The organism is Aquitalea aquatilis, assembly GCF_005155025.1.
In the GTDB taxonomy this organism is placed as follows: Bacteria; Pseudomonadota; Gammaproteobacteria; order Burkholderiales; family Chromobacteriaceae; genus Aquitalea; species Aquitalea aquatilis.
This window is the reverse complement of the sequence record NZ_CP039731.1, coordinates 631,872-645,802: the sequence shown is the minus strand read 5'-3', so window position 1 is coordinate 645,802 and position 13,931 is coordinate 631,872. Positions and strand designations below refer to the sequence as shown.

General features: G+C 60.8%; 11 protein-coding genes and 1 pseudogene. 10 read left to right on the top strand and 2 right to left on the bottom strand.

Features of this window, described 5'->3' with window-relative positions:
• Window positions 1-20: 20 nt before the first annotated feature.
• The gene (locus FAZ30_RS02950) at window positions 21-788 is read left to right on the top strand and encodes an ABC transporter ATP-binding protein (RefSeq protein ID WP_103523493.1); all 768 of its coding nucleotides are present in this window, start codon (window positions 21-23) and stop codon (window positions 786-788) included.
• A gap of 65 nt (window positions 789-853) precedes the next feature.
• Here the strand turns inward: FAZ30_RS02950 and FAZ30_RS02945 are convergent, their stop codons facing one another.
• Both FAZ30_RS02945 and FAZ30_RS20980 read right to left on the bottom strand, forming a co-directional pair.
• Complete coding sequence (locus FAZ30_RS02945; protein WP_124644602.1) at window positions 854-1,171, bottom strand: hypothetical protein; 318 nt, start codon at window positions 1,169-1,171, stop codon at window positions 854-856.
• A 906-nt stretch (window positions 1,172-2,077) separates the two neighbouring features.
• Window positions 2,078-2,307: pseudogene (locus FAZ30_RS20980) on the bottom strand (IS3 family transposase); the annotation flags it as partial.
• A gap of 435 nt (window positions 2,308-2,742) precedes the next feature.
• Between FAZ30_RS20980 and FAZ30_RS02930 the strand changes: the two are divergent.
• The 9 genes from FAZ30_RS02930 (at window position 2,743) to tpx (ending at window position 13,902) form a co-directional block, all read left to right on the top strand.
• Complete coding sequence (locus FAZ30_RS02930; protein ID WP_137008648.1) at window positions 2,743-4,026, top strand: hypothetical protein; 1,284 nt, start codon at window positions 2,743-2,745, stop codon at window positions 4,024-4,026.
• Window positions 4,027-4,029: 3 nt separating this feature from the next.
• Window positions 4,030-4,812, top strand: a complete 783-nt coding sequence (locus tag FAZ30_RS02925) for a hypothetical protein (RefSeq protein WP_246043397.1) — start codon at window positions 4,030-4,032, stop codon at window positions 4,810-4,812.
• The gene (locus FAZ30_RS02920; protein ID WP_124644604.1) at window positions 4,812-7,631 is read left to right on the top strand and encodes an ATP-binding protein; all 2,820 of its coding nucleotides are present in this window, start codon (window positions 4,812-4,814) and stop codon (window positions 7,629-7,631) included. Before FAZ30_RS02925 ends, FAZ30_RS02920 begins: the two co-directional genes overlap by 1 nt.
• A gap of 72 nt (window positions 7,632-7,703) precedes the next feature.
• Window positions 7,704-8,933 carry a DUF2399 domain-containing protein gene (locus FAZ30_RS02915; RefSeq protein ID WP_124644605.1) on the top strand — a complete coding sequence of 410 codons (1,230 nt, stop codon included), beginning with the start codon at window positions 7,704-7,706 and terminating at the stop codon, window positions 8,931-8,933.
• A gap of 82 nt (window positions 8,934-9,015) precedes the next feature.
• The gene (locus tag FAZ30_RS02910; RefSeq protein WP_124644606.1) at window positions 9,016-9,879 is read left to right on the top strand and encodes an MBL fold metallo-hydrolase; all 864 of its coding nucleotides are present in this window, start codon (window positions 9,016-9,018) and stop codon (window positions 9,877-9,879) included.
• A gap of 863 nt (window positions 9,880-10,742) precedes the next feature.
• Complete coding sequence (locus FAZ30_RS02905; RefSeq protein ID WP_124644607.1) at window positions 10,743-11,645, top strand: DMT family transporter; 903 nt, start codon at window positions 10,743-10,745, stop codon at window positions 11,643-11,645.
• Window positions 11,646-11,802: 157 nt separating this feature from the next.
• Window positions 11,803-12,861 (top strand): histidinol-phosphate transaminase, encoded by a 1,059-nt coding sequence (gene hisC / locus FAZ30_RS02900; protein ID WP_124644608.1) that lies wholly within the window; start codon window positions 11,803-11,805, stop codon window positions 12,859-12,861.
• Between the two features lie 44 nt (window positions 12,862-12,905).
• Window positions 12,906-13,295, top strand: a complete 390-nt coding sequence (locus FAZ30_RS02895) for a carboxymuconolactone decarboxylase family protein (RefSeq protein WP_124644609.1) — start codon at window positions 12,906-12,908, stop codon at window positions 13,293-13,295.
• A gap of 109 nt (window positions 13,296-13,404) precedes the next feature.
• Window positions 13,405-13,902: a thiol peroxidase gene (tpx, locus tag FAZ30_RS02890; protein WP_124644610.1), complete on the top strand. Its 498-nt coding sequence runs from the start codon at window positions 13,405-13,407 to the stop codon at window positions 13,900-13,902.
• Window positions 13,903-13,931: the final 29 nt, after the last annotated feature.

The following is a 13,931-nucleotide window of genomic DNA, read 5'->3' as shown; positions in this document are numbered from 1 at the left end:
ACACGCAAGGATAAGCAAAGATGGAAAAGTTAGTCGTCAAAGACCTGCACAAAAGCTATGGCAGCCATGAAGTGCTCAAGGGCATCTCGCTCAAGGCCAAGGCCGGCGATGTAATCAGCATCATCGGTTCTTCCGGTTCCGGCAAAAGTACCTTCCTGCGCTGCATCAACTTTCTGGAAAAGCCCAACGCCGGCAGCATCAGCCTGAGTGGCGTTGACATCAGCCTGCAGAAAAACAAGCAGGGCGAACTGATTCCGTCCGACCAGAAGCAGCTGCAAACCATGCGCTCCAAGCTGGCCATGGTGTTCCAGCACTTCAATCTGTGGGGTCACATGACGGTGCTGGAAAACGTCATCGAAGCCCCCATCCACGTGCTGGGCCTGAGTCGCGACGAAGCCATTGCCCGCGCCGAAAAGTATCTGCGCAAGGTAGGGCTGGATGCCCAGGCCCAGGCCAAGTATCCGGCGCACATGTCCGGTGGTCAGCAGCAGCGCGTGGCGATTGCCCGCGCATTGGCGATGGAGCCGGAGGTGATGCTGTTTGACGAGCCCACCTCGGCACTGGACCCGGAACTGGTGGGTGAAGTGCTCAAGGTGATGCAGACCCTGGCCGAAGAAGGCCGCACCATGATTGTGGTGACGCATGAAATGGGCTTTGCCCGCAATGTGTCCAACCACGTCATGTTCCTGCACAAGGGGCTGGTGGAAGAAGAAGGCCACCCGGACGAAGTGTTCGGCAATACCAAGAGCGAACGCCTCAAGGCCTTCCTCTCCGGCAGCCTGAAGTAAGGCACTTCCCTGCCAGATCACAAGCGGCTTCCCGTTCGGGGGCCGCTTTTTTATGCTCTACCCAATTATGAAAAATTTAAAAATACAACAAACAAAATGAAAATATCAAACAGGCTAGATAGTAATGATTTGGCGTAATTTAAATTCTGCCGGCTTTCTAGCCATGATAAGATAATCAAGTAGGCTGCCATGATTGCCGAAAAAATAAATAAAACATCTTTTATTGAAAATAGTTTATCAATTATATTTTGACCACCTCCGCTTCCAGAGGCTGATGCTCCTGCTAGCATTATTCCAAAGAATCCAGATGCAATTGCGCAGAGGAATGTCATGTAGCAAGTAACTCTTAATCGTGTTGATAAGGTTTTATGTGCTTTCTGCATCGATAAAATTCCAGTTTGATTAGTTGTAGGTTGAATTGAATTGTATATTGGAAGATTAGTTATTTCGGTTTGCTAGCAACGTTTTCCTCTGTGGCAGCAGTTGCCAATTGGCGATGAATCACGGCACCGCGACACGTGGTCGGCCGGTTTGAGCAGTGGATGGGCCGGGCTGCTGACTTCTGGTGGCACATCGGATTCTGCTGACCGGGGGCGGGTGAGTGAAGTGCTCATGGTGGTACAGACCCTGACTTAAGAAGGCCGCACTATGATTGTGGTGAATTTGCCCGCAATGTGTCCAACCACGTCATGTTCAAGGGGTTGGTGGAAGAAGAAGGCTACCCGGACGAAGTGTTCGGCAATACCAAGAGCGAACGCCTCAAGGCCTTCCTTTCCGGCAGTCTGCAGTAAGGCAGTCTGTTACTGAGGCATACCAAAGCGGCCGATCAATAGATTGGCTGCTTTTTTTTGTACCTTACATTTTTATGAGAAATTCAAAAAAATAATAAATAAAATACAAATCTCAAAGAGACACGGCATTAATGCTTTAAAGTAATTTTCCTCCTGCCTTCCATGTATCCATGGGGAAAGTAGAAAATAGATTGCCATTATTGCGGAGGGGATAAATAAAAAATCTTTTATTGTTAGTAGCTGGCTTGATATATGTCCGTCACCGGCTCCTCCAGATGCTGATAGCCCTTTTCCTATAATTCCTAGCAGTCCAGATGCTGTGGCTACGATAAACATTAGATAGCAAGTTATTCTTAATTTGATCAGTAAGTTTTTATGTGTATTGTGCATGGGTGATGTTTGGTTATGGTTTCGATTGTTGAGTGGGTCGCAACGTTATTTATTTTTTGAGTAACCCGGACGTCTCTAGACACTCTTGTGGTGTTGGAAATGTTTATTTTAAAAATCTACCGGCGATAGCCCATTTGTGAAACCTTGCCTACGATTCAGGTTGTAGAACACCTCGATGTAATCGAAGATGTCACACCGAGCTTCCTCCCACTCGTGATAGGTTTTCGCTTGATACGCTCCTGCTTCCGCAATAGGAAGAAACTCCCTGCCACGGCATTGCCGTGGCAGCTCCCGGGCCGATTCATACTGGCAACAAGGCGATGGGACTTTAGAAAGTTCTATTAGTCGTCACTGCTGAAGTGATTCCTCTGGTCGGAATGCACCAGTGCATGGGCGTCGAATGGGACACCGCCGCGCGTGGGGCCAGATGAAGGCATACCTTACCCGAACTACTTGGCAAAGTATGCGGCGGTCTCATTTAGGATATCGTGCTCCTCGGTCACCCGTTTCAGTTCTACCTTGAGACGATAGATTTCGGCTTACAGGTCCGCTGATTCGGCGGGTTTGGCCTGCTTGAGGTCGTCGTGTTTCAATCATTGATACAGGCTGTGGGCAGATACGCCGAGCAAGAGTCGTGGCCGTCTAGACGGGATGCTCCGGTCTGAGCCGGCTGTTATCGCCGTGCTAGGCATGGCTGCACACTTAGAATGCTAGATGCGTTGACTTACCCCCGTCCGGCCTTGGACAATCCGCTTTTGCTTTCTCATGCCGGAATGTCATTGGAATCGCTCGCCGACTTCTTCCAGCCGGGCATCGCGCCGGATTCGCTGTCCGGCGTCAATCGCCTGCAACAGGCCTGGCCCTATCTGTCTGTCTTCGTCACCCTGTTTCGCGGCGGTGACGAGGAGGTGCTGATGCGCCTGTTGGTGCTGCGCGAACTGGGTGGCCGCGCCGATGCCCCGCGCTGGACACCGCAGGAAATCGCCCAGCGCTTTGCCTATCTCAACGACACCAAGCTGGCCACCATTCTGGGCCGGCTGCGCGAGGGCGAGTTGCTGGTGTATGACAGTGACGGCGGCCAGTACCAGCTGTCCGAAGGCGCACGCGTGGCGCTGGCGGCGCTGGCGACGCTGATCGACTTTGCTGGTGACGATGTCGAACTGGGCTATCTCACCAGCCAGGTGGCTGCCGGGCAGGCGGTGGGGCAGTTGTCCGACGATGCCCTCAAGCACCTGCTGGCGCGGCTGAACGAGTTGTACGGCGAGTTTGAAGAAGCGCTCGAATCGCAATCCGAATTCCGCATCCGCGCCGCCCAGCACCGGCTGGAGGCCGTATGGCGCTGGGTGGCCAAATCGACAGAAGTCATCCGCAGCCTCACCGCCGACGACACCCTCAGCCTGTCCGCGCTGAATCAGGCCCAGGCCATCGCACTGGCGCAAAGCCGCATGCTGGCGCTGGCCGGCACCTTCGAGCGTCGTCTGGCGCAGCTGGCGGCCCAGCGCGTGCATCTGGGCAGTTCCGGCCTTACCTCCACCGATATCGCCGACTGGCTGCGCCATCAGGCCGTAGGCCAACTGGCGGACCAGTTGAGCGGCTGTCTGTCCATCAACCCGGAACCCGCCTTTATCGCCACGCCGGAGCTGGCCGACATGGCGGAATTCGAGCTGCTGGCGCGCGAACGGGCCAAGGCCGGCAATACCACCTTGCCCGGCAGCGTGGCCGCGCCGCTATCTGGTGAGCTGGAAGTCGAGCGCCTGTTTGCCGCCGAAGCCATGTACGACGAGCTGCTGACGCTGGGCCTGCAACTGGGCGAGAGCGGGGCCGACCACATCCCCATCCAGCAGGCGGTGCTGGCCGACAGCTACAACGAAACGGCCTATCGCCTGTCGCTGCTGTCGCTGATTGGCGATCCGGAAAGCCATGGCGATGCCAGCATCGTGGCCGCGCTGGCCAAACTGCCCTTCACCCTGCACGGCGGCGAAGCCGTGATCGAACCCGAACACCCGGAAGTGGCCACGCTGTCTGATGCGCGGCTGCTTCCCCATACCCCGAACTGAGCGATGGAACAGCAACTGAAAACCCTCACCGCCCGCCTGCTGGCCCAGCGCGTGGTACCGCGCAGCGATGCGCTGGCGCGCAAGGCGCTGCTGGATGACATTTTCCGCCAGGAGCTGGACAAGCGGTTGGCCGATGTCGGCCTGCGGCTGGTGGAAAATCCTTACGCCGAATACATCGCCGTCGCCCTGTTGCCGGAAATGACCGAGCCGGTATTCGGCAGCGGCGAAGCCTGGCTCAACAATAATCTGGGCCTGCCGCGCGATGGCGTGGCGCTGCTGGTGATCCTGTGGGCGCTGATCATCCTGCCCAAGCGCGAACGGCAGATTGCCCGTGTCGAAGCCGGGCGCGAGAACCAGAGCGACATGTTTGGCGCACAAAAGCCGCTGGAAACCGGCGAGGGCGTGTCCACCGGTGTGTCGGAAGACGCGCTGTATGCTGATTTTGGCAAGGCACTGGGCGGGCGTACCCGCTTCAATGCCAATCTGGGCCGGCTGGTGAACCTGGGCTTTGTGGTCCGTCGCAACAAATGGCTGGATGAAGGCCCGATGCTGGACCTGATGATCGACTACAGCCAGCTGGCACCGCGCATCATCGAAGGCGCCTTGTCCGAGGTGCTGACCCAGCGCCGCGAGCAGGCTGCCGGCGCACTGGCCGACAAGACCGCCAGCGCCATTGCCCTGGCGGTGGCACAGCCGGCGGTGACCGACGATGGCTCCAGCCTGTTTGCCAGCCCTGAAGATGAGGCAGATGACACATCTGCCTCCGCGCAAGAGGAAGACCGCTGATGTTCCAGATGAAATCGGTAGAAATGGTGCACTGGGACTTCTGGCAGCGTTTGTCGGTGCCGCTGGACGCGCAGATTGTCACCATCATCGGCCCCAATGGTTCGGGCAAAACCACCTTGCTGGATGCCATGCGCACCCTGCTGGCCATCAAGTGCTCCGGCAAGCGCGATTACAAGCGTTATGTGCGCAACAACCGCGAGCCTTTTGCCTATCTGCGCGGCGTGGTGGATAACCCGCGTCGCCCTTCCGGTGGCCTCTATCCCACGCCGTTTTTCCCCATTGTCAGTGATGCGGTCACTTTGCTGTGCCGCATCAAGAAACAGGGCGGCGACTGGGTGCGCCATTACGCCATTCTGGATGGCGATGTGCCGCTGGAACTGGCCGAAGCCCAGGCGCAGTGGCTGGGGGTGCAGGAATACCGCCGCCGGCTGGAAGTGGCCGGCCTTACCCCGGCGGTGGGCGAGGTGCTGGCGCTGGAGCAGGGCGATACCGACAAGCTCACCGAATACAGCCCGCGCCAGCTGCTGGACCTGGTGTTCCAGGTGTTTGGCGACAAGGATGTGCTGGACAACTACCAGCGTGCCCGCGACGAACAGCGCGCCACCGAGCTGGAACTGGAAGCGCTGACCCGGCAGGAAGAGGCGCTGGAAGTGCGCGTGGAAACCATGAAAACCCGCGCCGGGCGTTTTCTGGAGTGGCGGCAGCTGCAGCAGACCATCAGCCGTCTGCAAGACGAAGCCCTGCCGGTGCTGGGCTATCTGGATGGCAAGAGCGCGCTGGGCCAAACCTGGCAAAACTACCGCGCCGCCTATGGCCAGCTCAGCCGCAGCCGGCGCGAGCACCACGACACCCTGCAATTGGTGGCCAAGCTCAAGGCGGCAGAGATGGCCGCTGCCGAGGCCCGCGCTGCCGCAGAAAACGCCCGGGTGCAGGTGCAGGAGCAGTTCATGGCGGCCAAGTCCGAGCACGCCGGTGTTAGCGGTCAGCTGAAAGAGCGCGACCGCCTGCAGGCGCTGGCCAGCCGCGAATACGGTGCCGATGCCGCCGCGCTGTCCGACAAGCTGTCCGGCCTGCGCAGTGAGTCCGAGCAACTGAAGGACGGCCTGCGCGATTTGAACCGCCAGCGTATCGACCTGAAAAATCATGTCGAGGCGCTGGAAATCGGCCGGGGTCGTTCACCGGAAGAAGTGCGCCAGTTCAAGGGCGCGCTGGACGAAGCCAATATCGGCCACGCCATGTTGTCCGACATCATCGAGGTGATGGACGCTGGCTGGCAGGGCGCAGTGGAAGCCATGTTGCGCCCCTACCGCCATGTGGTGCTGCTGGAAAATCCACAGCAAAAGGGCGAGGCCTGGCGCTTGGGTGAAAAACTGCGCTTCCGCCATTTTGTGGTGCCGGAGCGCAGCAGCCCGCCGGCGGCGCGCAAGGGCAGCCTGCTGGAAGTGATCCGTTTTTCCGCCAATGCACCGGACTGGCTGTACCAGCAACTGAACAAGGTCAGCCGGGTGGAAAACGCCCAGGCTGGTGCCGGTGTGGACGGAGACTGGATCACCCGTGACGGCTATTTCCGCGAACGGCGTGGTGCGCGGCATATTGGCGTGGCGGCGCATGAATTCGCCTTTGGCGAAGGTGCGCGCCAGTCGCGCCTGCTGGCATTGCGCGACGAACTGAAGCAGCTCAATGTACGCATTCTGGCCGATGAAGAACGGCTGGTGGCCAGCACTCGCGAAGCGGCCGGCCTGGCCGAGTATCTGGGCGGCATGGATGCCATCCGCCAGCTGGATAGCCGTGCCGAAGAATTCGCCGCACTGGCCACCCGTCTGGCCAGCCTGCAACAGCAACAGCAGGAACTGGGCGCACAGCTGGCCGAAGCCAGCAGCACCAAGGATGCGGCTGACCAACGCTATGGCGATGCCCGGCTGGAGCACGACCGCATCTGCCAGCGCGAGCAGGAAAGCCTGTCGCGCTACGACGGCAAGTGCCAGGAGGTGGAAAACCACCGCCGCCAGTTGCGCCGCCTGCTGGCCGAATTGCGCGAATGGGCTGAGCGCCTGCCCGCCGATGCGCTGGCAGCCGCGCATGTGGCCGCACTGGAAGAGGAATACGAAAGCGCTGCCGATGCGCGCCATCAGCTGAATTATCTGCAAGAGCGCCTGCAAGGCGGCGAGTGGGAAACCGACGAATCCGTGCTGGCGCTGCGCGACAAGCTGGCCGACGACCTGGCGCAGATCGACCGCGAACGGCAGCGCCGCCAGAGCGAGGTGGACCGCTCGCGCGAACTCACCGACGACGCCCGCGCTGCCTATATGGGCAAGCTGCGCGCCACGGTGCGGGCTTATGGCGCCAATATCAAGCGTCTGGGCGAACTGGCCGGCATCGGCGTGGATGTCGAGCTGCCTACGCTGGAAAATGACGATGCCGCGCTGGCCCAGGCCGGGCTGACGCTGCGCTTCAACTTCGACCAGAAGGGCCTGATGGGCATGAACGATGGTGAAGCCTCCGGCGGCCAGCAGGTGATGAAATCGCTGATTTTGCTGATCGGCCTGATGATGGACGAGGCCAACCCGTCCGGCTTCGTGTTCATCGACGAGCCTTTCGCCCACCTGGACATCTTCAACATCGACCGGGTGGCGGGCTTCCTCAAGGCGACCGAAGCACAGTATCTGATCACCACGCCCAACACCCACAACATCAATATCTTTGCGCCATCGGAACTGACGCTGGCCACGCGCAAGAAGCGGCCGGGCGAGCAGTGGGCACCGCCCATCCTGCAAACCCGCCGCCGCGTGGACGCGGCCGCGCCCGACGCTCAGGCCTGATGTCGTCACGCCGGCAGGAAACTTGTTTGCTGCCGGCGGTCTACTCTTCTCACCCTTCACTGGCAGAACCCCATGTCCAGCTGGCTTGCCCGTATTTCCCCGGAACTGGTCGAACGCCTGCCCATTGGCGCACGCGGCCACCATCTGCTGCTGCAACCCACGCTCGCCCCCACACCGCTGCTGTTGCCGCAGGCCGATCAGGCCCTGCTGCAGCGCTGGCTGTCCCTGCGTGTCATGCGTCAGCGCTGGACCAGCTTGCTGGGGCAGGGCTGCGATCCGGCCCAGGCGGAAGACCTGCTGCGCCGCTTGCTGGAATGCGGCTGGTGCGAGGTGGAGCTGCATGCCGAACCAGGCCGGCTAGGCCAGTGGGAGCCGTTTTGGGTGACCTGGCGCGAGGTCTACCAGCTGCGCAGCCTGATCGGCCTGCCGGATGCCGATGCGCGCGACGAGGTGGTGCAACTATGGCGTGGCTGGCAGCCGCAAAACGCCATCCTGCAAGGCCTGGCCGACAGCCTGGCCCAGCGGCTGCAATCCTCCACGCTGGAGCGGCGGCTGAAAATCGCCCAGGCGCTGGATAACTGGCTGACGGCCGGGCTGTGGGGCACCGAGCGCCAGTTCTCGCAATATGCGCTGGGGCGCAGCAAGGCTTTTGGCGAAGCTGACCGGCGCTGGCTGGCCGAGTTCGGCATTGCGCTGGAAGCCTGTGGCATCTCGCGCCATACCCCGCATGTGTTTTTGTCCGGCCCACTGGAGCTTTACGCCGGCGGGCAGCTGCTGCTGTCGGCCGGGCTGTTGCAAAGCGGGCTGGCGCTGGCACCGGAAGCCCTGCAACAAGTAGATGCGGTACGCGGCCCGGTGCAGATGGTGCGCATCGTGGAAAACCTCAGCGTGTTCGAGGTGCTGACGCGACAGGCCGAACCGGTGCTTACCCTGTGGGTGCCGGGCTATCCGCACCGGCGCTGGCTGCAGGCAGTCGGCCATCTGCTGGCAGTATTACGCCTGCCGGTGCAGGTAGCCTGCGACCTGGACCCGGCCGGGGTGGCCATCGCCCTGCAGGTGGGCGAGCTGGCCGGGCAGGCCGGCTGCGCCTGGCAGCCCTGGCGCATGCAGGCCGACGAGCTGACGCTGGCGCATGGCGGCCAGCCACTGAAAGAGGAAGACCAGCAGGCACTGGCCCGGCTGGCCCGCCTGCCGCTGCCGCCCATGCTGGCCGATCTGTGCGCCGCCATGCTGGAGCGTCAGCTGAAGGTGGAGCAGGAGGCGCTGTTCATCGGCCATGGCGACGAGGGGCTGACGGGCTGAAAATAGACATGTATGCAAAGCGGATGACAGAACCGAGCGCTTGCTTGATAATCATCGGCACTGCATCTTGAGCGGAGCAACCATGCGTACCCTGACTTCCCTGCTTGGCAATTCCCAGAAACTGGATGGTGGTGCCATGTTCGGCAACGCGCCGCGCGCCATGTGGAGCCAGTGGCTGGCACCGGACGAACAACACCGGGTGCCGTTGGCCTGTCGTTGTCTGCTGGTGCGCGAGGAAGACGGCCGGCGCATTCTGCTGGAAGCCGGCATCGGTGCCTTTTTTGCCCCGGAGCTGAAAACCCGCTACGGCGTGGTGGAAGATGGCCATGTGTTGCTGGACAATCTGGCTGCGGCCGGTTGCAGCGATGCCGATATCGATGTGGTCATCCTGTCTCATCTGCATTTTGATCATGTCGGCGGCCTGTTGGCCGCCTGGGATGGCGGCCCGGCGCGGCTGCTGTTTCCCAAGGCGCAATTCGTGGTCAGCCGCAGCGCCTGGCAGCGTGCCAAGGAGCCGCATGCCCGCGACCGCGCTTCCTTCATTCCCGAACTGATCACCCTGTTGGAAAACAGTGGCCGGCTGATCCTCACCGACGGCGAAACGCCAGACTGCCTGCCGGCGGATTACCGTTTTCATCTGAGCGACGGCCATACCCCCGGCATGCTGCTGACGGAGATTCCGCTCGGCCAAGGCCCGGTGGTGTATGCCGCCGACCTCATCCCCGGCGCGTCCTGGGTGCATGTGCCCATCACCATGGGTTACGACCGTTTCCCGGAACAGCTGATCGATGAAAAGCGTGGCTTGCTGGATGACTTGCTCTCCCGGCAAGGCCGGCTGTTCTTCACCCATGATCCGCAGCATGCGTTGGCCCGGGTGGCGCAGGATGGCAAAGGGCGTTTTCAAGCGGCCGATGCGCTGGCGCGGCTGACGGCACTGGCCAGCTGACTGTGGCATTTGTTTAACATTTTGCACGCTGGCATCTGCTTTGCCGCGTGCTCATTGGCGGCGGATTTTCTTGGATCGGGCTCGCTGCCATTCTCCGGGCTGCTCTGCAAGTAATTGTATTATTTGATCAAACAATACCGTCAATGACATGGTCTTTCCGGTAAGCTATTGTTTGTATGATTGTATACAATAATGTTTGATCAATTGTGTTGGAAATATTTCACAAATACATCGACAGATCATCACCAGCCCGCTTATGCTGACCGCTTCTGACTGGATGCTGTCCGGCACGCCCTGGCGGCGGCCGCTGCGGCTCCTTGCAGTTTGTTGATGGGGAATACATCTCGTGGGGGATGTCGTTGACCGGGGCTATGGCTCCGGTTTTTTTTTATGTGCTGCTGCTCTCTCGGTCATCTAAAGCAAGGCAGGGCCTGTTGTGCCGCTGCGCGGAACTGTTTTCATGGCGGGGCTGCCCGCCAACAGGCAGGGGAGCTGCCTCGCTAGCTCCCCTGCACCCCTAGGCGACCCCGGGGCTGTGCGAATTCCCGCAGTTTCCAGGCCGGGCAAGGCGCCGCTGAACTCGCCATTCGCTAGCGTCGAATGGCTCAAACAGGCAGCGGCTTAAGACCTTGCCCAACCCGGCTCCAGCGGCGCACGCCACGGGGACTGGCCGCGTGCTCAGGTGGCTTGTTGCCTGACAGCGCATGTCGCGTGGCAGAAGCAACCGTCGGCTGGTCGTACAGTGCAAATCAGCCCAATCACTGGCTTGGCATATGCTTTATCCCGTAGCAGCTATCCGGGCAGCGCATGCTGCATCGCAAAAAAGTTGCCAGCTTTCCGCCCGGCATGGCATGGTTCAAGCCATGACTTCACCGCGTTCTTCCAACACTGTCGCTTATTGCCTGCTCACCTTTGCCGCCCTGTTCTGGGCTGGCAATTTCGTGCTGGGCCGTGCCGTCCATGCCAGCATCCCACCCTTGACCCTGTCGTTTGGCCGCTGGCTGATTGCCTTGCTCATTTTGCTGCCGCTGGGGCTGAAGCCCTTGCTGGCCCAGCGCGCCCTGTGGCAGCCGCATTGGCGGCGCATCATCTTGCTGGCCCTGCTGGGCATTGCCGCCTTCAATTCGCTGGTGTATCTGGGTTTGCAGTCCACCAGTGCCACCAACGGGGTGCTGCTCAATTCTTTCATTCCCATCCTGATCGTGCTGCTGGGGGCTTTGTTCTTCCGCATGCCGCTTAATCGTGGCCAGTTGCTGGCCGTGCTGCTGTCCTTTGCCGGCGTCTTGCTGCTGGTGGCGCATGGCGAGCCGGCGCGACTGCTTGCGCTGGATATCAATCAGGGTGACGCACTGGTGTTTGCCGCCATGCTGGCCTGGGCGCTGTACACCCTGCTGCTGCGCGGCCTGCCGGCGGGGCTGGACCGGCTGGGACTGCTGACCCTGCTGGTGGCCATCGGCCTGCTGGTCATCCTGCCCATGTTCTGGCTGGAGTGGCTGCATGGCCGCCGTGCAGTGCCGAATCTGTCGACACTGGCCAGCTTTGCCTACGTCGGCACGCTGCCCTCTGTGCTGGCTTATTATTTTTACAATCTGGGTGTGGCGCGGGTGGGGGCGGCACGGGCCGGCAGTTTCATCCACCTGATGCCGGCCTTTGGTGCCTTGCTGTCCATGTTGCTGCTGGGTGAAGCCATCCATGGCTATCACCTGCTGGGGATTGCCACCATTTTGGGTGGTGTGCTGCTGTCGGCGCGCAGCGCAGGACGTTAAGAGCAGCTGACAAAACCCTGCTGCTGTGTTGCGCCTCCTGGCCGTACCCTTGTACTGTCTGCGTCGGCGCGCCTTGCATCAGGGACGCGATGCTATTTTGTTAGCCGCTCTCAATGAACTACAGGCTGCGCTGGGCGTGGCCGGGAAAGGTTGAATCATGAGTCGTTTCTGGAGTCCGGTGGTCCATCAGCTCACGCCCTATGTGCCGGGCGAACAGCCCAAGCTGGATACGCTGATCAAGCTCAATACCAATGAAAACCCCTATGGGCCTTCGCCACGGGTGCTGGAAGCCATTCGTGCCGCCACCGACGACAGCCTGCGGCTGTACCCGGACCCAAGCGGCGACAAGCTGAAAGACGCCATTGCCGGCTACCATGGCGTGAGCAAGCAGCAGGTATTTGTCGGCAACAGCTCGGACGAGGTGTTGGGCATCGTGTTCCAGGCCCTGCTCAAGCATGAACAGCCCTTGCTGATGCCGGACATCAGCTATGGTTTTTACCCGGTGTATTGCGGACTGTTTGGTATTGAAGCCCGTCAGGTGCCGCTGGACGACGGCCTGTCCATCCGCGTGGAGGATTACCGCCAGCCCTGCGGCGGGGTGATTCTGGCCAATCCGAATGCGCCCACCGGCCGCCTGCTGCCGCTGTCGGCCATTCGCCAGCTGCTGGACGATCATCTGGATCAAGTCGTGGTGATCGACGAGGCCTATGTCGATTTCGGTGGCAGCAGCGCCATCGCGCTGGTCAATGACTATCCCAATCTGCTGGTGGTGCATACCCTGTCCAAGTCTCGCTCGCTGGCCGGCCTGCGTGTGGGTTACGCCATTGGCCACGCCGAACTGATCGAGGGGCTGGAGCGGGTGAAGAACAGCTTCAATGCCTATCCGCTGGACCGGCTGGCGCTGGCCGGGGCGGTGGCGTCCTTCGAGGATGACGACTACTTCCGCCAAACCTGCCAGGCCGTCATGCGTACGCGCGAACAGTTGACTGCACAATTGCAGGCGCTGGGCTTCGAGGTGTTGCCATCGGCGGCCAACTTCGTGTTTGCCCGTCACCCGCAACACGATGCCGCCATGCTGGCTGCCGGCTTGCGCCAGCAGGCAGTGATCGTGCGCCATTTCACTGCGCCGCGTATCAAGCAGTACCTGCGCATCAGCATCGGCACCGATGCCGAGTGCGCACGGCTGGTGCAAGTGCTGGGCAGCCTGCTGTCCTGAGCCGCGCCCAACCCCTAGCAGAATCCCCTTATTAAGGAGCAGACATGAGCGAACAAGACCGCGCCGCTGGCAAGGCCCGCCGCACCCAGGTGATGGGGGAGGCCTTTGTCGAACGCGCCATGAATAATCTGGATGGTTTCTCCGCACCGCTGCAGGACTGGCTGAACGAACATGCCTGGGGCAGTACCTGGCAGCGCGAGGGGCTGGACCTGAAAACCCGCAGCCTGATCACCTGCGCCATGCTGGCGGCGCTGGGCCGCAGCACCGAGCTGAAAGGCCATGTGCGTGGTGCCATCAATAATGGCGCCAGCCTGGTGGAAATCCGCGAAGTGCTGCTGCACAGCGCCGTGTATGGCGGCGCACCGGCTGCCGTGGAAGCGTTTCGCAGTGCGCGCGAAGTGCTGAACGAGCTGGGACTCAAGCTGGAAGAATAGGCGGACTGCTGTCAGGGTTGATTTTCTGCCATCAGGCCCCACACTGAGTGCATCCCCACCCCGGCGGCCAGTCGCAGCATTGGCCGCTCTTGCTTGAAGGACATGACTGATGGCATCTGTAACTCTGCGCGGTAACCCGGTTGAAGTGGCAGGCACCCTGCCGGTCAAGGGCGACAAGGCTCCGGCTCTGACGCTGACCAATGGTGATCTGGCTGATGTGAGCCTGGCCGATTTCGCTGGCAAGAAGAAAATCGTCAACATCTTCCCCAGCGTCGATACCCCGACCTGCGCCACCTCGGTCCGCAAGTTCAATGAAAAGGCTGCCGGCAAGGCTGACACCGTGGTGCTGTGCGTATCCGCCGACCTGCCGTTTGCGCAAAAGCGCTTCTGCGGAGCCGAAGGCATCGACAACGTGGTGAACCTGTCCACCTTCCGCAATGCCGACTTCCTGCAAGCCTGGGGCGTGAAGCTGGCCAGCGGCCCGCTGGCTGGTCTGACTGCCCGCGCCGTGGTGGTGCTGGATGCTGACAACACCGTGCTGCACAGCGAGCTGGTGGCCGAAATCGGTAGCGAGCCGGATTACGACGCCGCCCTGGCCGCGCTGTAATCAGCCCGTCGCTACACCGTAAAAGTAAA